Annotated in this window: 14 protein-coding genes; 1 reads left to right on the top strand and 13 read right to left on the bottom strand. The window is 52.7% G+C overall.

The genetic code is table 11. The annotated features are described in order from the left end of the window. Positions 1–28: 28 nt before the first annotated feature. From ERE07_RS03265 to ERE07_RS03290, 6 genes are all read right to left on the bottom strand, one after another. Positions 29–1,003: a tripartite tricarboxylate transporter substrate binding protein gene (locus tag ERE07_RS03265; protein WP_130007358.1), complete on the bottom strand. Its 975-nt coding sequence runs from the start codon at positions 1,001–1,003 to the stop codon at positions 29–31. Positions 1,004–1,199: 196 nt separating this feature from the next. Continuing rightward, on the bottom strand, positions 1,200–2,303 hold the full coding sequence (locus ERE07_RS03270) for a mandelate racemase/muconate lactonizing enzyme family protein (protein WP_130007359.1): 1,104 nt from the start codon (positions 2,301–2,303) through the stop codon (positions 1,200–1,202). 436 nt (positions 2,304–2,739) lie between these two features. After that, positions 2,740–3,654 carry a LysR family transcriptional regulator gene (locus ERE07_RS03275; protein WP_130007360.1) on the bottom strand — a complete coding sequence of 305 codons (915 nt, stop codon included), beginning with the start codon at positions 3,652–3,654 and terminating at the stop codon, positions 2,740–2,742. Between the two features lie 179 nt (positions 3,655–3,833). Continuing rightward, positions 3,834–5,441, bottom strand: a complete 1,608-nt coding sequence (pruA, locus tag ERE07_RS03280) for an L-glutamate gamma-semialdehyde dehydrogenase (protein ID WP_130007361.1) — start codon at positions 5,439–5,441, stop codon at positions 3,834–3,836. A gap of 15 nt (positions 5,442–5,456) precedes the next feature. After that, on the bottom strand, positions 5,457–6,917 hold the full coding sequence (locus ERE07_RS03285) for a short-chain fatty acid transporter (protein ID WP_130007362.1): 1,461 nt from the start codon (positions 6,915–6,917) through the stop codon (positions 5,457–5,459). 61 nt (positions 6,918–6,978) lie between these two features. Next, on the bottom strand, positions 6,979–10,377 hold the full coding sequence (locus ERE07_RS03290; protein WP_130007363.1) for a molybdopterin-dependent oxidoreductase: 3,399 nt from the start codon (positions 10,375–10,377) through the stop codon (positions 6,979–6,981). Between the two features lie 137 nt (positions 10,378–10,514). On the opposite strand from ERE07_RS03290, the gene ERE07_RS03295 reads away from it, so the two are divergent. Beyond that, positions 10,515–11,189: a GntR family transcriptional regulator gene (locus ERE07_RS03295; protein ID WP_209021071.1), complete on the top strand. Its 675-nt coding sequence runs from the start codon at positions 10,515–10,517 to the stop codon at positions 11,187–11,189. 261 nt (positions 11,190–11,450) lie between these two features. On the opposite strand, the gene ERE07_RS03300 is transcribed toward ERE07_RS03295, so the two are convergent. From ERE07_RS03300 to ERE07_RS03330, 7 genes are all read right to left on the bottom strand, one after another. Further along, positions 11,451–12,425 carry a Bug family tripartite tricarboxylate transporter substrate binding protein gene (locus tag ERE07_RS03300; protein WP_130007364.1) on the bottom strand — a complete coding sequence of 325 codons (975 nt, stop codon included), beginning with the start codon at positions 12,423–12,425 and terminating at the stop codon, positions 11,451–11,453. Positions 12,426–12,619: 194 nt separating this feature from the next. Further along, entirely contained in the window at positions 12,620–13,660 is a 1,041-nt protein-coding gene (locus tag ERE07_RS03305; RefSeq protein ID WP_130007365.1) for a LacI family DNA-binding transcriptional regulator, read from the bottom strand. Positions 13,661–13,670: 10 nt separating this feature from the next. Next, entirely contained in the window at positions 13,671–14,837 is a 1,167-nt protein-coding gene (locus ERE07_RS03310; RefSeq protein WP_130007366.1) for an alpha-hydroxy acid oxidase, read from the bottom strand. Further along, positions 14,834–15,793, bottom strand: a complete 960-nt coding sequence (locus tag ERE07_RS03315) for a hydroxyacid dehydrogenase (protein WP_130007367.1) — start codon at positions 15,791–15,793, stop codon at positions 14,834–14,836. Before ERE07_RS03315 ends, ERE07_RS03310 begins: the two co-directional genes overlap by 4 nt. A gap of 9 nt (positions 15,794–15,802) precedes the next feature. Continuing rightward, positions 15,803–17,542, bottom strand: a complete 1,740-nt coding sequence (gene araD / locus ERE07_RS03320) for an L-arabinonate dehydratase (protein ID WP_130007368.1) — start codon at positions 17,540–17,542, stop codon at positions 15,803–15,805. 2 nt (positions 17,543–17,544) lie between these two features. Beyond that, positions 17,545–18,459, bottom strand: a complete 915-nt coding sequence (locus ERE07_RS03325) for a Bug family tripartite tricarboxylate transporter substrate binding protein (RefSeq protein WP_245153378.1) — start codon at positions 18,457–18,459, stop codon at positions 17,545–17,547. 122 nt (positions 18,460–18,581) lie between these two features. Further along, on the bottom strand, positions 18,582–19,301 hold the full coding sequence (locus ERE07_RS03330; protein WP_209021072.1) for an RraA family protein: 720 nt from the start codon (positions 19,299–19,301) through the stop codon (positions 18,582–18,584). Positions 19,302–19,349 lie beyond the last annotated feature (48 nt).

Below are 19,349 nucleotides of genomic sequence, written 5' to 3' on the forward strand. Positions count from 1 at the left end.
GGAAAAAAATTTGTCGAATAAATGAGGTTTATTTTTTCATCAAATTCAAAAACTTCTCGTCTATTTCTTCCAGCTTGTCTTTAAGCTCATCTCCATGTATAAAAACGGGATCCAGATGAGTTTTATCCAAATATCGATTTTTCCATTGCTCGCTCATTACTGCCTCTCTGATAATCTCCACCCAATACTCGCGCGCATCCTCGGATACGCCAAGTGGCAGTGCAAAACCACGGGGCTGTGACAGTACGATGTCCAAGCCAGCTTCTGTCAGTGATTGAATTTCTGGTAAAGCGGACATTCTTTCTTTGGAGCTAACCGCCAATGGCCGCAACTTACCAGCTTCGATCAAAGGAATTGCCACGGTTGGTACGGCGAACATCACATCGATATGCTTTCCCAATAAAGCCGCAACAACACCACTTTGGCCAGAAAAAGGAACAACGGCAGTTTCGATATTAAAATGTTGTCCAATTTGTTGCGCCAATAGAGCCGGACCCGCCATGATGCCTTCAGTCCCCGAAAGCATGAAGCCTGCCGCTTTTATATCGTTCAGACTCTTGATATCAGAATCCGCACGCACAGCCATGATCCAAGGCTCTTCTGCAATCATGGCAAGGGGAATAAAGTCCTTATAGCTCACAGAAGACTTATTCAGCATCGGGGTAGTGAAAAATGCAGTCGCAAAGTTGATCCATATGTATGGATTGTTTTTATGCTTGGCGGCGTACTGCATGCCCACCAGGCTGCTGCCTCCTGGGCGATTTTCTACCACAAAATTCGACTTAGTCAGTTTAAGATCAGTAATTACCGAGGCCAATGTGCGACTGATCATGTCGTTCCCTCCGCCTGCAGAGGTGGTTACGATGATACTAACGTCACGATCAGGTTCGAACGCACTTGCACTGCTGTGAAAAACTCCTGACAAAGCACAGGATAATATAAAAAGACAGCCGAAATTGGTAGATTTTTTTAATAAATGACAGGTTAAAAATTTGGCAATCATTTTCTGCTCCTCCTTTTAGAACGCATTTTTAATTATTGTCGAAATTTATTTTGGTTACTTCTTCCTTGCGACAGGAAGATCGTTTAAATATGTTTTTCCAGGCATAAATCCGATAGATATCATCAATGCCTTTTTCCTATAAACACTATTAAATAGTTGTGCAATCCGAAACTTTTTTGCGTACCGCTTAGAATATTCAGACACTATATTGTTTAAGTTTGGCTTCACTCAGCGTTGTGCCCATACCGAAACCAGGCGGCAGTATCAACTTGCCTTCACTCAGGTCGATAGGAGAATCAGTCAAATCACCAGAAAGTTTGGCCGGGCCTACCATTTCCCCTACCGAATCGATTTGGGCAAACGCACAAGCGAGCTGCATTTCTGCTGATGCTTCAATGCTTGAACACAGTCCTTGACCAAGAATAACTTTTAAATCTGCTGCTTGACATAACTCGATAATTCTACGTGCATTTATATATCCGCCGACTTTGGTGATTTTGATTTTTACGGCGTCTACCGCATCCTGCTCAATGCATCGCATAACATCCGCGACGGTAAATGCGCTTTCATCAGCTAGTATGGGAACGACTCCCATGCTTCTCAATTTTCTTAAGCCACGAAAATTAAGAGCAGAGACAGGTTGCTCAAGGTGTTCAACATTACATTCTGCAATTCCACGAATCACCGTAACTGCATCTGGCGTCGTATATCCAGAATTGCAGTCAACCCTTAAATTGACGTTATCCCCAATAGCTTTACGCGCAGCGATCACACACGCAATGTCGTTGTGTATGTCATTTGTTCCAATTTTTATTTTTACGGTCTTATAACCTTTATCTACTAGCTCAGTAAGTTTCCCACCCAATCTTTCGGGAGTGTCAATACCGATTCCACCGGAAAGTTGTATTTGGTTTCTCACAGGCCCACCTAACATCTCAGCTATTGAAATGCCACGCTGCTTCGCCAAAAGATCATATGCCGCCGTTTCAAACGCACTCTTTACGAACGGATTTCCTATCCGGATAAACTCCATGCGCGAATGAAACTCTTCTATAGACACAAGATCAGTCCCTATAAGTGCCGGACGAAAGGTGTGCTGTGCCACGGCATACATTGAGTCGATAGTTTCATAGGTATATCCAGCTATTCCTTGATGAGCCTCCCCAATACCTACGATGCCATCGTCGCTAATCAACCTGATCACAAGACTTTCTAATGCGGTATGTACCCCGGTGGCCATGCGATAATCGCCCTTTACAGGGATTGACACCTTAAATACCTCTATATTGCTGATTTTCATTTTTGCTCCGATTGTGCAACGGTTGGGAATACGGCTAGTGTTGCAGCCGCACCATATAAAATCAAATGCTAATACCAGATTGGTATATAACGTTAACTTATACCCATGCGAACTCTCAATTCCGCTCACTAGCGATTCTTGCTACAGAGCGATAAGGAATGAAGGCACCGTCTTGTTTGGAATACCCTTAGAGTAAATAGATTAGAGTCTTTTTGTAGAAAATAATTATTTAGGCCCGAATACGACGCAGAGACCGAATAAACAACGGCTGGTATTCATAAGAATACCAGCCGCATATTGTCCTGTTAGTGAGTAGTGATGGCTGAACGCATCAAGGCTCAGATCGGATTACCGAATTAACAAACTGTGGTCAAGGAATCTTAATTCGCTTAGCCAGCACATGACTCTCCATCGACAGAGTTTTCTCTTTGAGCACTCATAAACCTTGAGCCTTGGAAAACTCCGCAAAACAGCGCTGAATACATGCCACTAAATCGCTGGAGAAGCGTGCCCTCGCACGACGTACTGGGTAAAGGCATGCGTATTCAAAAGGAACGACTGGCAAAAATGGCCTTACAACGACCTTTCGGTTGATGAAACGGGCTGCTGTAAACGGATCAACAAGCGATACACCCTGGTTATGAGAGACAAGCTCGCAAACTGCTTCCGAAGTTTGCGCTTCAACCAGTTTTTGTAACTCGATACCTAATCGCTCAAACATCATATCGATGTAGAGCCTACCAACAGTGCCAGAGGAAAGCGAAACAAATCGCTCTCCCTTCAAATCTTCGGCTTCAATTACCTGTCGTTCCGCGAGAGCATGAGAAGAAGGCAGAATACAAACCCCTCTTACAACACCTAGTTTTTCGATATCGTCTATTGGATACTCTATCGGCATTGCGGCCACGGCGATGTCGAACTCTTGTTCATTCACCCATTTTCTAATTTCATCACGCACGGTTATGCCTAAGGAAATGGCGACTTTGGGAGAGCGTTTGGAAAACTCCCCTATGGCCTGAGGCAGCAAGCCATGGGCAATCGCATTGGTCCCCACCACCCGCAACTGGCCGCTTTCTCGAGATTTCAACTCTGATAGGAACCGACACACACGATCGTAGTTTGCCATGAAGACATGTGTTTCCTGGAACAGGACTTCAGCTTCTTCAGTGGGAATAAGACGCCCCTGCCTACGGTCGAATAATTCGCAACCTGCCAGATGCTCCATTTCTCGTAACAATCGACTAATCGCCGGTTGAGACACTCCCAACTCTGTAGCCGCTTTTACCGTGCTACCCAGTAGCATAATCGCCCGGAAGGCCCGCAACTGCCTGAAACTTAATGAATGCAACATCGCCTAAGCCTTTAAGTTGTCCTACCTGTTCCATTGACTAATCCCTTAGCAGGAGAGTTTGCAGACTTTTCTCAGGTTTAACAACAGTATTCGCCTAGGGTTTCAGCGTCCACGCTCTTAACAATGCAAACGAGACTCTGGACGCGTGAAAAATGCCAGCTGCTCTGAGCCAACGTGCGTTAAGCCATGTGAGAGTACACATACTCCCTGGCCGGCACCCAGGTCTCCTTAATTGTTCTTGGCGATACCCAACGCATGAGATTCAATGGGGATCCTGCTTTGTCGTTGGTTCCGCTTCGCCGGGCACCACCAAATGGCTGCTGCCCCACGACGGCACCTGTGGGTTTGTCATTGATATAGAAGTTACCTGCTGAGAATCTTAGCCGATCCGCCGCTCGGCGCAGCGCGCTTTGATCTGTGCCAAATATAGCCCCGGTCAAAGCATAAGGACTAGTCTCATCCACCAGCGTCAGTAGTTCCTCCCAGCTTTTGTCGGCATAGACAAAAACCGACAGGACTGGTCCAAATATTTCTTCTTGCATTGTACGGGCCTTGGCATCTGCTACTTCGATCAACGTTGGTTCAATGAAATAGCCTTTTGTATCGCAATAGCCACCTCCTGCCAGAATGGTGTCGGCTCCGGCACGCGCCTCGTCAATATACCCCGCAACTCTTGAGTAGGCTTTGCGATCGATGACTGCACCCATAAATTGCCCAAAGTCTTCGATGTCGCCCATCTTGATTGTCGCGATATCGTCTATCAATCGCTGCTTCAGCCTTGGCCACAACGAGGCGGGCACATAAGCGCGCGATGCAGCACTACACTTCTGGCCCTGGTATTCAAAAGCGCCCCTCAGCAACGCAGTGCTTAAGGTCTCAATCTCTGCAGAGGCATGTGCCACCACAAAGTCTTTTCCTCCTGTCTCTCCAACAAGGCGTGGGTAGTTCCGGTAGCCAGAAAGATTCCGAGCCACTTCCGTCCATAAAGCGTCAAAAACAGAAGTAGATCCCGTGAAATGCAACCCACTAAAAGACTCTGCTGACAGCACGGCACTCGACACGGAATGAGAGGGGCCTGGTACAAAATTAATTACACCAGGCGGCAGCCCTGCGGCTTGGAGCAATTCCATGATCATATAATTGCTATAAGTCGCTGTGAATGCAGGCTTCCAGATTACTGTATTGCCCATCAATGCGGGTGCGCAGGGCAAATTCCCCCCAATTGCCGTGAAGTTGAAAGGAGTCACCGCGTACACAAACCCTTCCAAGGGGCGGTAATCCAAGGTATTGCGCATACCATTGGGCGAACTAGGTTGAATTTGTTGCAGCTCCTGCGCGAACCTCACGTTCAGGCGTAGAAAATCTATCAACTCACATGCAGAGTCAATCTCGGCTTGATGGATCGTTTTGCTTTGCCCAAGCATGGTGGCGGCATTGAGCTTCTGACGCCACGGCCCCGACAGCAATTCCGCCGCCCGTAAAAACACGGCGGCACGATCTTCCAACGACCATGCTGCCCACTCCGTGTGCGCAGCAGTTGCGGCAGCGATGGCGGATCCTATATCCGATTCAGTAGCTTGGTGGACAGATGCCAGCTGGACGGTGTGATCGTGCGGGCAACTGAGAGGTACGCCGCGTCCCTGATAAAACCGCTTGCCTCCGATTACTAACGGGATATCGAGCTGCTGCTGCTTAAGGTCGTGCAGAGCGGCCTGCACTGAGCCTCTTTCAGGGCTTCCAGGAAGATACGAAAGTACTGGCTCGTTGAGTTGGTATAGATGATTCATGATATTAAAGAATACTCACTTGCCAGGGATAACCGGCGGCACATAGTCGAAGGTTGCCATCAGCAGCGCACCAGCTAGGATTACGATGGGTAGATGTATAAAGAATTGCATCGCGGTATAGCCTATAAGGTCTTTTGATCGCAGTTTCAATATGCCAAGTAAAGGCAACATCCAGAATGGATTGATGAAATTGGGCAGTGTTTCCGCAATGTTGTAAACCATAACGGTCCAGCCCAGGTGCGCCTCAAGCTGATTCGCGGCAGTCATGATGTAAGGCGCTTCGATCACCCATTTCCCTCCAGCAGACGGGATAAAAAATCCCAACACCGCTGAATAGATACTGATCAATATCGAGAAAACCTCTGTATTGTGGGCAAGCCCTACAAACCAGTGTGCAATGGTATCGGATAGCGTGTGATGTTCGCTGTTTACCACCTTCGTTAGCACATAACCAATTCCCCCGTAAAAAGGGAACTGCAGCAACACACCACTTACACTGGGCATCGCGCGCGCAAAGCTCTCCAAGAAGCTGCGGGGACGCCAATGCAACAGCAAGCCCAGCAAGAGAAAGACGAAGTTATAGGTGTTCAGCTGTGACAGCGTGATTAAGGGGTTGCCGCTACGGAAGGTGTTCCATAGCCAGCCTAGTGCAAGTACGACAACCACTACCGTCAGAATGGGGCTGAACTCGAAATAATCGCCGGGTCGTTGACGGTGCGCGGGAGGAACCCGATCATCGTCAAGATCAACACCCAGATCAGCAGCGGTCACAGTAGCGTCAGCAGACCTTGGCGCCGTAAAAAAGCAGACCAGCGCGGAAACTATTGTGACCATTACTATAACGAGCGCGTTCTGCCAGGTGAGTATGGTCTCAGAGAAGCTGATCACCCCTGTGATAGGCATTAGAGAGGTTGGAATGCTACCGGGGGTAGCCTGCAGTTGCGCCGCTGAGGAGCTCATTCCCAATGTAAATCCACATCCAAGACCAAGATACCCCGCGGCGCCCGCCGCTCGATAGTCGAGCCGTAAGTCAGTACGCCTGGCCATCTCTCTTACCAACAGCCCTGAGAAAATCAAGCTAACGCCCCAATTGACCAACGAAAGCAGAATACTGAGCGTACCGATAAACACGACAGCACCTCTAGATGTGCTGGGAACACGTGCCAGCTTCCGAAGCAGGCTGGCAATCGGCGGCGACATGGCAAGCACATAGCCTGTAATAGCTACCATGGCCATTTGCATGGTGAACGGAATAATGCTCCAGAATCCTTCACCAAACGCCTGACTGACGTCCACAGGTGAGCCACCGTGCAATACAGCTAAGACACCTACTACGGCACAAGCAACGACAACAAAAACATAAGCATCGGGGAACCATTTTTCCGCACAAGATACGATGATTTGGGAGAGTCGCTCTATGCGTGTGGATGACGCGGGCAACCTGACGTTACTGGGCTGAAGCTGACTGGTAGACATTTTTTTACCTTTATGTAGTCGTGATTGGGTACAGCAGTCAATACGCGTTATGGGCCTGTGCTTACCGACGCAGGATCACTGTGGATAGCGGTACTGCCTGGCAGGTCAAGCATCTGTCGGGGGGACCTTCGTAGGGCGACAGATGCACCACCTGCCCCGAGACAATCTGCATCGAACAGCTTTCGCACTGCCCCACGCGGCATCCGCTAGGCAGCGCTACGTGGAATCGCTCCCCGGCATCCAAAAGTGAACCTAGTTCGGGCCGCCATTCAAACTTTGCATCGTTTCCCTCGACTTGTATCGACTGCGGTCGTAGTGTCGAAGGGACCTTTACGTCGGCACTAAAGGCTTCCGTGAAAATATCGAAAAGCGGAATGCCGCGTCGACTCAACGCTTCTGTCGCATCCTGAAGAAACTTGGGCGCACCGCACAAATATGCCAGGGGCCGACGTTTCAGCGTCTCGTCCTCGATCCAACCAAAGTCCAGATCGTCGCTGTTGTCAAAATCAACACCGATACGGTCAGAGGAAAGCGGTGCACGATAGACAGTAATGATTTTCACGGTGGAAATATCTTGCGCCAACTCCTTGAGTCTGGCGGCATAAGCGTGTGTACGACTATTACGACAGACATATACAAGCGTGATATCGGGTGCACCCGCCGCGCCTTTCGAGACAGCTTGTAGATAGCCGACAAAAGGCGTGATGCCAATGCCGCCAGCCACCAAAATGATGGGTCGCCTACTGAAGGTCGGAATCGTGTACGAACCGGATGGTGGGAACAGAAATACCTGGTCTCCAGCATCTAAGCCATGCAGGTGGGCAGACATGCTGCACGCATTAGTTTGATCTGTAACTCTGCGTCGAACGCCGATTGTGAATACCTGCGGTGCGCAATTTTGCCCCGTAAGGGAATATGCACGGCGGATATCGACACCTGCCAATGACACCATTACATGCTGGCCCGGAAGAAAGTCTGGCAACGGTCGCTCATCGATAGGCGTAAATTCGAACTCGGCTATATCTTCTCCCAGCGAACGCTTCGAAGCGATCCGGAAAGCACGAGGCCCTGCCCAGCGACCACGGTTCATTGCGATTTCTGGGCTGATGCGGCATTGGACAGCGCGCAGGGGAACGCTGCCGCTGACAGGGTCCCTATCGGCATCACTCAGAATGCTGTTAATGTTGAATGACCCATTTCCGACGATTGGCGCGTCATCCTGCCCCAATGCCGTGCAGCCCTGCCACCATCCAAAATCCGCGATAGCAACGTCTCGATGTAAATGTTCATCAAGATGAGCTCGCATGACAACATGGCCAGACGGCGTCGTAATGCGAACCCAATCTTCGCTCTGAATCCCAAGATGCTCGCCAAGCGCACCACTCATAGAAACCTGCGGCAACAAGGACTTTTTGCGTAGAGAAGCGACATGGCGATGAGACGAATGTACGAACCATCCGTTCTTTGCTGTGCTAAGGAGAATGGGGAACGCCTCGCGCAGCCCGGTTGATTCCGAATCATGAGCGGGCTCAGCAAACGCAGGTATTGGAGGCTGGCCAATATCCAACAAGGCTTCAGAGTAGAGCTCAACAAACCCGCTTTCCGTCGGAAATCCCGCCGGTCGACCTGCAGCATCCCGCCGAGCGTATTTTTCATGGCTAAAGGCTTGTGGGAAACGCATTCCACCGGGATGGGCCCGCAAGTCTGCGACCGTAATTCCCAAGGGCGCCAATTGAAAATTCCAACCCGCCTCGATATCGCCGCCAAAAAATGCGTCGCTCAACCCCAAACGCTTGGCCAGTTCGAACACGATTTCAAAATCCGCACGGGATTCGCCCAAGGGAGTTACCATGCGCTGACGCAGTTGAACATGCTCGACTGCGTCTTGGGTTATCTCGAACCCGCACTTAAGCGCCTCGCGCTCCCAAGGGGTGTTGGCGGGAAGAACAATGTCTGCATTCTGCGCTGTGGGGTTCATGTACATGTCTACGTGAACATGGAAGTCCAAGGCTCGCAGTGCTCGAATATTGCGCTCAGTGTCCGACTGAGACACCAGAAGATTGGAACCAAAGCTCATCAACATTTGTACCGGATAAGGCTTATGCTCCAGCACTGCAGCGCTAAAATCTCTGGCAGTGATCCATCCCAATCGGGGCGGACCTAAAGGCAACTGCGAAATACCGAGAGCCTTGGAACGCTGCTCTTCAGAAAGCAACTCATGGTATGTATTTACCGCGCGATAAGGCGGCGCAACCGTCCAAAGATTGCCTCCTTGGCGATCACAGGCACCGCATAAAGCGTACAGCGTAGCAATGGCACGCTCGGTCTGAGTGGCATTCGAATGTTGACCGACGCCCGTCCATGCGTGGTAGCACAATCTCGGACTATCCTGGAATAATGCGTTGAATTGCGCGATCTCTTTTGCGTCTATCCAAGTGTGTTCTGCCACAGATGCAACATCATATGGCTCGACGGCAGACGCCAGAAGTCGAAAGACAGTCGTGTAAGAGCGTGAACGACCATGCCTATCGACAAGTGTTCCAGCCGCATCTAATAGCACTTCGTTGGCCTGCGATGCGATGTTGGTGGTCGCACCAAATCCGCCTTGAGACAGCGCAACCAGATATGCGCCAGCGTCTTGCGTGGGCCAGATTTCATTAGCTCGCAAAAGTTTTCCACTCTCTTGGTCCACCAGAGCGGGCGCATTCGTCCAGCGACGAACAAATGCGTCATCATAACGGCGGGTGCTGATGAGATGGCGGATCGCTCCCAGCGCCAGAACACCATCCGCGCCAGGGCGGATGCGCAACCAAATATCCGCCTGCTGACCAGACCCCTCCTGCTTAGGGTCAATAACAACCACCTTGGCTCCGCGTTGTCGCGCTGTACCGATGCGGCTGGCTTGCTTCAACCATGTCCGTGCCGGGTTGTGGCCCCACAAGACAATGACATCCGTATTTTCCAGATCCGGCACTCCAATCCCGCGGCCAAATGTCAGTGCGTGTGCATAGTCTTTATGCCAACCACACACTTCCACGGCATAGATTAGATTGGGGCTGCCATAGCACCGCACGAAACGCTCGACCCATTCAAAGCTATCCACCATGGGAGTACCGCTCGGTGTAGTCACGGCGAATGCGACCGATTCGGCGCCGTAGATGGCCCGCTGATCTAGCAAACGACCGGCAATCTCATCAAGTGCTTCACTCCAGGAAATCTGTTTCCATTCGCCCTGACCCCTTGCTCCTGTTCTACGCAAAGGGTGTGTCAGGCGTAAGGGACTGGCCAATAACTCTGGAGCCGCACGTCCTTTTGCACATAAAGCACCGCCCGTTGGATGACTGGGCGATGGGGTTACCTTTACTAGCCGGCCGTCCTGAATAAGATTCAAAGAGCCGCAACGCGATCTACAGAGGGTGCAATATCCCTCCAGCAACTCTGACGGAAATTCTCGGTCCATAATAATAATGCGTGACGCGTTACTTAATTGCCGACAGTCTACTGCGTCACGCGCTACATTAAATTGGTATAATCCCTATGATGTAACCCCCTAAGTTCCAGGCAGTTATATCGTCGCACTCACAGGAGAACGTTCCATTGATCAACGCATTGCCACCGTTTGATAGCCCACTTGAGGCAAATCTTCGCTCCTCAGTGCTGCAGCGCATCCGGCTGGAGATCGTGTCAGGCAAAACGCGGCCAGGTGAAATTCTTACCGTTCCCACCTTAGCGAAGGCTTGGGGCAGCTCAACCACCCCAGTACGAGAAGCGCTGCTCGAACTCAGCAATCAAGGGCTTCTGGAACCACTACGCAATCGCGGATTTCGTGTCTGTATACCAACCGCGGAAGACTTAAAGAATCTATTCGCAATTCGTGTACAGCTGGAAGGCTATGCAATCACTTCGGTAGACAACATATCGGAAAATGCAGTGGCGGAGCTGCGGCTACATGCACAAGAAATCGCTGACGCAGTCACCGCGCGGGATACCTTCAAATATCTAGCAGCGGACCGAGCATTTCATTACACATTAATCTCTTTGGCCGGCAATGAACGGCTCACCAAGATGATCATGAATCTGCGTGACAACATGAGGCTATACGGCATCGAATCACCGGCAGGTATGGAACGACAAGCGTTGTCTGTAGATGAACACTTTCAGCTGGTCGACGTAATAATTTCGGGAGACAAGCAGCGCGCTCTGAGCTTGATGAAAACTCATATCCTCGATTGGGAGCCCATATTTCTCGATGCTATCGAAGCAGATCTGTGAGAAGAATCGCTTAGCACCAGCCTTGCCGTCAGTACAAGGCCACGGAGTGCGAACCAGAATGTTCCGATAAGCATGGCCACGTGGTCACTGAAGGGGTTCCCACCGTCTCGCTCGCTTAACATAAGCCATGATCAAACCAATAATTGCCGGCAAGCCTCCCCTGCTGGGTCGAAACCGCAGCAGTTGTTCATGAGCAAACCAGGCGGCCCCACGCCTGCAGGCAGACGTAAAGGCTCGCCAGGCTCTTGTTTCTATCTTCCGTCAATCCAGCTTGATGTTGCCCTTTTCGATGACCGTCGCCCATTTCTTCAGTTCGGCGTCCTGAAAGGTCGCGAGCTGCTCGGGCGAGCTCGCCATAATGTTGACGCCCAATCCTGCCATTCGCTCGATGACATCCGGCTGCTTGAAAATGTCTTGAATGGCTGAGTTCAGGTGATCGCGAATTTCGGGATCCAGCCCGGCAGGCGCAAAAACTGCCTGCCAGGAAACTACGTCATAGCCCGCCACGCCGGCTTCCTGCATCGTGGGCAGGTCGGGAAAAGCTGCTTCCCTATCGGAAGAGGTGACTGCCAGCGCCCGGACAGCGCCACTTTTAATCTGAGGACTGGCGACGATCAGGTTCTCGAAGCTAAAGGGCACTTCGCCCGCCATGACTGCCGTCAGCGCCGGACCTGCCCCCTTGTAGGGAACATGCAGCAGCTTCACATCTTCTGTCTGCGCGAACAGTTCCGCTGACAGATGCTGCGAAGTGCCCGCGCCGGCAGACGCAAAGGCCATGGGATGCTCTGACGCGCGGATGCCCTCCAGCAGATCCTTGACACTGCGATATGAAGTCTTGGGATTGACGATCAGCACGTTGGGCGTTGTTCCCACAAGGCTTATCGGTGTGAAGTCCTTCTTTGGATCAAACCCAATATTTTTGTACAGACTGACGTTGATGGAATGTGTTGCGATCGAAGCACCGCCGATCGTGTAACCGTCAGGCGCCGATCGGGCTACGTATTCGGTACCGATGTTGCCGCCCGCACCGGGTTTGTTCGTCACAATGACAGTCGTATCGAGAATGGAACCGAGTTTGTCGGCAACCACTCTGGCGATGATGTCCGTGCCACCGCCTGGCGAGAACGGAACGACATAGTTTATGGGCTTGTCAGTGGGCCATGCGGCCAGCGATGCTCTGCTGGCAATCAGCATGATAGATGCGACGGCAAGGCCAAACTTCATTCTTGATTTCATGGTTGTCTTAAATTCACATTGAACAGTTATATTTGCGTGAACCCGCTAACGCGAACCCACCCCCTGATACTCACGACCATCGGCCACCAGCGTCCAGGCCGTGCGCGCCATCTTGTTGGTTCCCTCCATTGATTGCAAACGCTTGCAAATTTGTCAAAACAACTGCCATACATAAGACACTGATTTCGCAAAAACTAGATGGGGCGCGTTGTTGAGCGCCTTATAAGTTGGACAGGCGTCACTACTTGCCTTGGCGTGGCATCGCCGGTTTCAAGATGCTCAAGCAATATCGATACGGTTGCCCGGGCCATGAGCTCAGAGTTCTGCTCTATTGTGGTCAGCCGATAGCCGCCCCATGCTGACTGCGGTACGTTATCGAACCCCACCACCTGAACATCTCTTGGAACTTCGTGGCCCATGTCGCGCAACGCATCGATGACGGCAAAGGCCATGTGATCGTTAGCAACAAACAGGGCATCCGGCTTTTTGGCCAAGCTGAATAGTTCTCGTGTAGCAGCCTTAGCCGCATCAAAATCATACTCGCCGCAAATATGCCCGAAGAGCCGTTTACGGTGCCGTGCAAGCTCCTCCTTTAAACCCTTCTCGCGGTCTTGCGTGGTGGATGAATCCTCCAGCCCCCTGACAAATGCGATACGTCGGGCGCCGCACTCGATCAAGGTCCTGGCAGCCAGACGACCACCTTCCAGATTGTCGGATGTAACCGTACTGGCCTCCTCTACGGGCGCCAGGCGATTGAACAGTACGACCGGGATTCCGACGGCGTGGCAATGCGCAGCGAGCTGTGATGACATCGTTGTACTGGCAAGTACGATTCCATCAACCTGATACTGGAGAATATCCAGCAGCAAGGCGTCGATGCCGTCCTCGCCTGTGCCCGTATCGCTACTTATAAAGAGCAGGACATGATACCCATGTAGCTGCAGCATTTGCGACAAACGCTCGATGACCGTTGGATAAAACTGATTGTGCAGATACGACACCACAATACCGATCATCCGTGACTTGCGGGTCGACAGCGTTCGAGCGATGGCATTGGGGCGGTAGCCAAGGGTTTTGGCTGCCTCAAGTACGATAGCTCGCGTTTTTTTCCCGACGCTCGCGCCAGGCGTAAACGTACGGCTCACCGCCGATGAACTTACTCCGGCAAGCGCCGCCACATCGGCCAGTGTCACCTGCCTGATAGCTGTCGATCCGAATTTCGCAGAATCAGTCATAAGTAGCCATTCAAAGCGGTGCGACGGTTTTCCGGGCAAGCAATTCACTTGTCACATCGGAAAGCTCCGCGCAACCCAATAAAGCCATATTCCTGTCCACCTCAGTGGCAAGAATGGACAATACGCGCCCTGCGCCGGATGCGCCGGCCACCGCAGCACCATAAAGTGTAGCGCGTCCCACAAACACCAATGATGCTCCGAGCGCTATCGCTTTCAATACGTCGGTGCCGCGGCGAAATCCACCGTCTATCATGACGGGAAATCCCGTCGATACCGCATTGATGATCGATGGCAGGATGGCTAGCGGCGCTATAGTACCATCCAACTGGCGGCCTCCATGGTTTGAGACGATGATCCCGTCCGCGCCCATCTGCTCCGCCTTCTGGCCATCCTCAGGATGCATCACGCCTTTTAGTACCAACCGGCCCTTCCATTGCTCGCGCAACCAGGCGATGTCATCCCAGCAGAGCCTATCTCTGCCGGTACGAAACCCGTGTGCCGGTTCTTGCGTAATCGGTGGGCCTATCTCTTCATAGAGGTTGGCAAAACGCGGAACCCCATTGGCGCGTAGCGTTTTCAGAAACACGCCGGCGCTCCAACGCGGGTGCAAAACGCCATCCAGCAAGAGTCGCGGCGTCATTCGAAAGGGAATAGTGAAATCCAGCCTTGCATTGTTCTCGCGATTGGCGGCCACGCAGGTATCAATGGTTACTACCAGAACACCAATGCCTGCTGCCTCCAAACGCTCAAGAATGCGCGACATTCGAACACGATCGCCGGGAAAATAGGCCTGGTACCAGTTCTCCCGGCTTTCTTCCTGAAGTCGTTCAAGCGGAACACTGGATGATCCGCTGATAATGAACGGAACATCGGCCTCTTTCGCGGCACGGACCAGCTCCAAATCGCATTCGTGCCGCACCAGTGCCGCCAGGCCTGTGGGCGCGATACCCAGCGGCATTCTGTATCGGCGCCCCCACAGCTCTGTGGAAGTATCCCGCTTGTCCACGACATTCAGGCCGCGAGGCATGAACCCGACGCTGTCAAACGCCTGATAATTTGCCCGCAAAGACTGCTCATCCTCCGTGCCTCCGCGAACATAGCCATACACGCACCGGGGTAGCCGCTTTGCCGCCGCACGCTCAAAATCCGATACAGACAGAAAGCGTTCCAGTTTCATGACGCCAGCACCTGCTTGTTCACAACGACTGCCGGATCAAGTGAATCACGGAAGTAATCAATCACGTTCTGGGCAGCTTCCAGCGCCATCCGCCGCAGGCTCCCGTCCGTCAGAGAAGATATATGCGGCGACAGCACTACGTTGCCCAAGCCAACCAAGGGATGCTCGGCGCACAGCGGCTCGGACTCGAATACATCAAGCCCGGCGCCAAGAAGATGGCCATTCTTCAAAGCCTGTACCAGTGCGGCTTCGTCCACAACGGGCCCGCGCGATGTGTTGATCAGCACGGATCCCTGTTTCATCGCCAGTGGATTGATCGAATGACGTGTCTGCTCCGTCAATGGCAGGTGAAGGCTGACAACGTCTGCTTGAGCAAGCGCATCGGACAAATGCTCGACGCGCTGAACGCCTGACATCAAAGTAGCGCTATCCGGCAACGCGGGATCATACGCCTGAACCTGCATATCGAATGCACGCAATCTATGCGCCGTAGCGGTACCAATGCGGCCTGCTCCCACGATGAGCGCACGTTTACCAGCCAATTCAAACATTGGCATGGTCGCATTCGTGGACCAATTTCCCTTGCGCACCTCCAGATCAAAAAATGAAGTCCGTCGTGCCACAGCCAATAGCAGCGACAGGGCGTGTTCAGCGACCGACACCGCATTGGCGTCTGGAGTGATTGTCAAAGGTATACGGCGTTCGTCAAGCGCCGTGACATCAACTGAGTCGTAGCCCACCCCATGTCGGGACACAACCTTGAGTTGCGTTGCGACGGCGATATCGGCGGTTCTCAGTGGCTGAAAACACAGAATCACGCCATCCGCATTCGCCAGCCTGTCCGTGAATTGAGCGCTACAGGAGGCGTCGAGGACGTCAATGGTGAAACTTGGTTCGGCGCGTAGCAATGCTATGCCCGGCTCGGCGATTTTCCTGGAAACAAGAATATGTGGCATTGAACAATCTCAGTGGATTTCGGGCTCGGGAACAGGATCCGTTCCCATCAGAAAGTCAAAGTCGCAGCCCTTGTCAGCCTGCTGTATATGCGCCATGACCAGCTTCCCATAACCACGGGGGAATCGCTCTTCGGGCTGCTTCCAGTGCTTGCGCCTTTCCGCAAGGGTCTCATCAGACAACAGAACGTCCAGTGTTTTCGCGTTGGCATCAAGGCGGATGGTGTCGCCGGTCTGTATAAGCGCCAAAGGACCTCCTATCCAGCTTTCTGGCGACACATGCAAAACACAGGTGCCATAGCTGGTTCCCGACATGCGCGCATCTGATATGCGAACCATATCCCGCACGCCTTGCTTGAGCAGCTTGCGCGGAATAGGCATCATGCCCCACTCGGGCATGCCAGGTCCGCCCAGTGGCCCGGCGTTACGCAGGACAAGCACAGAGTCTTCGCACACATCCAGATCATCGCGATCAATCAGATCCATCATGTGATCGTAGCTGTCGAATACAAGGGCCCGCCCGGTATGTTGAAGAAACCGTTGATCCATGGCGCCAGTCTTTAGCACAGCTCCGTCGGGAGCCAGATTCCCTCGCAAGACAACCAGCCCGCCATCCGTCTTCACCGGGTTGTCTCGGCGCCGAATCACATCGTCATTCCAGATCTTTGCACTGGAAATGTTTTCGCCCAGCGTTTTCCCGTTGCAGTTCAAGGCCTCAAGATGGAGCAGGTCCTGTATCTCCCGCAACAAGGCAGGCAGACCCCCGGCATAGTGGAAATCCTCCATCAGATAGGTGTTTCCAACTGGGCGGATATTCGCCAGCACCGGCGTGCGCGCACTGACCTGGTTGAAGTCGTCCAACACTAGGTTGACGCCCGCACGCCCCGCCATGGCAACCAGATGAATAACCGCATTGGTCGATCCTCCGTTGGTCATCAAGGTGGTTGCGGCGTTCTGAAACGCTGCCGGCGTCAGAATGTCACGGATTTTGAGATCTTCCCACACCATTTCAACAATGCGCTTGCCGCATTGAGCCGCCATCCGGCCGTGCCCGGAATCAGGCGCCGGTATGGAGCTTGCACCCGGAAGCGAAACGCCCAAGGCTTCGCAGATCGTCGCCATCGTCGATGCGGTACCCATCGTCATGCAGGTTCCCGGTGACCGCGCGATACTGGCCTCGACCTCGCGGTGCTCTTCTTCCGTGATATTGCCCATGCGGCGCTCATCCCAGAACTTCCACTGGTCGGACCCCGATCCCAGCGTCTGGCCTCGCCACCGGGCCGTCAACATCGGACCGGCCGGAAGAAAAATGGTTGGCAGGTTCATGCTGGTCGCCCCCATCACCAGCGCCGGCGTGGTCTTGTCGCAGCCACCCAGCAACACCGCACCGTCGATGGGATAAGACCGCAACAACTCTTCTGTTTCCATCGCCAGAAGATTGCGGTACATCATCGTTGTGGGCTTCTGTATCGTTTCAGCCAGTGTGATGGCAGGCAGCTCAACAGGAAAGCCGCCGGCCTGCCAAACGCCCCGTTTTACGTTCTCGGCGCGCGCCCGCAGATGCGTATGGCAAGGGTTGATCTCGGACCATGTATTGACGATGCCGATCACGGGTTTGCCTACAAAGTCCTCGCGATCGAGCTCCATTTGCATCGTACGCGAACGATGGCCGAATGCCCTCAAATCCTGCGCACCGTACCATCTATGGCTGCGCAGAGATTCCGGGGTCTTTTTGTGCTTTGTATCGCTCATGATCAGAGTTCGATATCCAGGTTGTTGATGATATCGCCCCACTTCTTCTCATCTTGACGCAAATTGGCCGTTACCTCTTGGGGATCCGAGGCGTGCATACGTACGCCCAGCGCGTCGGTCTTGCGCCGCAGTTGTGCATCACTGTTCAACTCCAGCATTGCAGAAGAGAGCTTCGATTGAATTTCGGGCGGCAAGTTCTTGGGCGCGACTAATGCCATCCAGAATACAGCCTCGAAATCCTTCAGGTCGGCGGCCTCGTTCATAGTGGGCACGTCGGGGAGCATGGACAGCCGCTCTGCTGTCGTCACCGCCAACCCTTTGGTACGTCCCGCCCTCATCATCGGCGCCGCCTCGTTTGCAGCGGAAAACATCATGTGAATCTGCCCGCCAACCAGGTCCTGCGATGCCGGCGCGCCTCCTTTGTAATGGGCAACAATCATGTCAAGCCCAAACTCATTGATAAAGTATTCAGCGGCCAAGTGGTTAATCGAGCCTAAGCCAGATGTACCGATTGCATACTTTCCCGGATGAGCTTTGATCAAGGTCACCAGATCCTTCACGTTATCTGCGCCCATGTCTTTATTCACCTGCAGCACAAACGGCGAATAAAGCAACATCGAGATAGGCGTGAAATCCTCATAGGGCTTGTAGCCGACCTGGGGTTGCAGAATCGGGTTCAGAACCAAGGATACCGGCGCCGCATACAGAGTGTAACCATCGGGCTTCTGGTGCACCATCCAGTTGCTGGCTACCGTCGAGGCTGCTCCAGGGCGATTTTCCACAATGATGTTACCGCCGATCTTTGCCGACAAAGCTTCGGCTATCGTTCGAGCCGACACATCACTCATGCCACCGGCAGGATACGGCATGACCAACTTGATGGGTCCCGACGGATAGTTGTCTGCGGTCGCAGCCAAGGCCGATCCGACTGCGGTTGCGGCAATACCCAACGCCATTAGGGCGCGCAAAAAAAACTTTCTGTTCATACGTTGTCTCCGTCAAATGCCTGATGCGTCAGGCCGCCATTTATGAAATCAGGTTAGTGAATGTCGTCGGCCTCAGCCATTGCGCGCTTGAGATCTTCGGTAGAAAAGCCCGGAAGTTTGGACGCTTCGATCAGCGGTCTTTCCTTTGCTGTAATAACTTCTATGCCATGAGGCAACGCTGCTAACCCATCGGCTGGTATCACTACTGCACCGTGTCTGTCCGCATGAATCAGATCACCATCCTCGATGGTCAATCCGTGAATTTCTACGGGCTCGCCGATGGTGACAATTTGTGCAAAGCCATGGCTGGGAGAAATGGTGCCAGCCAAAATCTGAAAGCCTTCGGCCAGCATCCCGAAGTCGCGCATCGCACCGTTGGTCAGCACACCCGTCACGCCCAGGCCTTTCAGCACGTTGCTGTGTACCTCCCCCCAGAAAGCGCCCAGGCCAGGCTCATCATCGATGTCCTGCATCACACAAAAAGTGGGAATCCCCTTGCCTTCCAGGTGCTCATACCAGGCAATTCGCCGGGCCTTGATGGTGTCCAGCGGTTCGGTGTAAGGATGTGCCGTGCGCAGAGTTGCCGTGCGTGCAAAGCCAACCACAGGCTTCATATCAGGATGCGCCGCATAGAAAGCGCCTCGTGTAAAACCCTTGTTCGTTCGGGTGCCTGTAGCAATCTCCAGCGCATTGCAAATAGTGGGCGTATCAACCGAGGTCAGCACCTCGATCAAGTCCGGCGTAAGCAGCGCCGGATCTATTTTGGTCGACATAGCGGTTCCTTATGTAGCATTAACTTTATTGATTCAATACACGTGACG

Origin of the sequence: Allopusillimonas ginsengisoli (genome assembly GCF_004153455.1) — a bacterium.
In the GTDB taxonomy this organism is placed as follows: domain Bacteria; phylum Pseudomonadota; class Gammaproteobacteria; order Burkholderiales; family Burkholderiaceae_B; genus Allopusillimonas; species Allopusillimonas ginsengisoli.

What these genes read in the sequence shown, in the direction of transcription:
- ERE07_RS03275 (WP_130007360.1), bottom strand. Translation starts at nt 3,654, where the DNA reads ATGTTGCATTCATTAAGTTTCAGGCAGTTGCGGGCCTTCCGGGCGATT.
- ERE07_RS03330 (WP_209021072.1), bottom strand. Translation starts at nt 19,301, where the DNA reads ATGTCGACCAAAATAGATCCGGCGCTGCTTACGCCGGACTTGATCGAG.
- ERE07_RS03270 (WP_130007359.1), bottom strand. Translation starts at nt 2,303, where the DNA reads ATGAAAATCAGCAATATAGAGGTATTTAAGGTGTCAATCCCTGTAAAG.
- ERE07_RS03305 (WP_130007365.1), bottom strand. Translation starts at nt 13,660, where the DNA reads ATGACTGATTCTGCGAAATTCGGATCGACAGCTATCAGGCAGGTGACA.
- araD (WP_130007368.1), bottom strand. Translation starts at nt 17,542, where the DNA reads ATGAGCGATACAAAGCACAAAAAGACCCCGGAATCTCTGCGCAGCCAT.
- ERE07_RS03265 (WP_130007358.1), bottom strand. Translation starts at nt 1,003, where the DNA reads ATGATTGCCAAATTTTTAACCTGTCATTTATTAAAAAAATCTACCAAT.
- ERE07_RS03300 (WP_130007364.1), bottom strand. Translation starts at nt 12,425, where the DNA reads ATGAAATCAAGAATGAAGTTTGGCCTTGCCGTCGCATCTATCATGCTG.
- ERE07_RS03315 (WP_130007367.1), bottom strand. Translation starts at nt 15,793, where the DNA reads ATGCCACATATTCTTGTTTCCAGGAAAATCGCCGAGCCGGGCATAGCA.
- ERE07_RS03285 (WP_130007362.1), bottom strand. Translation starts at nt 6,917, where the DNA reads ATGTCTACCAGTCAGCTTCAGCCCAGTAACGTCAGGTTGCCCGCGTCA.
- ERE07_RS03290 (WP_130007363.1), bottom strand. Translation starts at nt 10,377, where the DNA reads ATGGACCGAGAATTTCCGTCAGAGTTGCTGGAGGGATATTGCACCCTC.
- pruA (WP_130007361.1), bottom strand. Translation starts at nt 5,441, where the DNA reads ATGAATCATCTATACCAACTCAACGAGCCAGTACTTTCGTATCTTCCT.
- ERE07_RS03310 (WP_130007366.1), bottom strand. Translation starts at nt 14,837, where the DNA reads ATGAAACTGGAACGCTTTCTGTCTGTATCGGATTTTGAGCGTGCGGCG.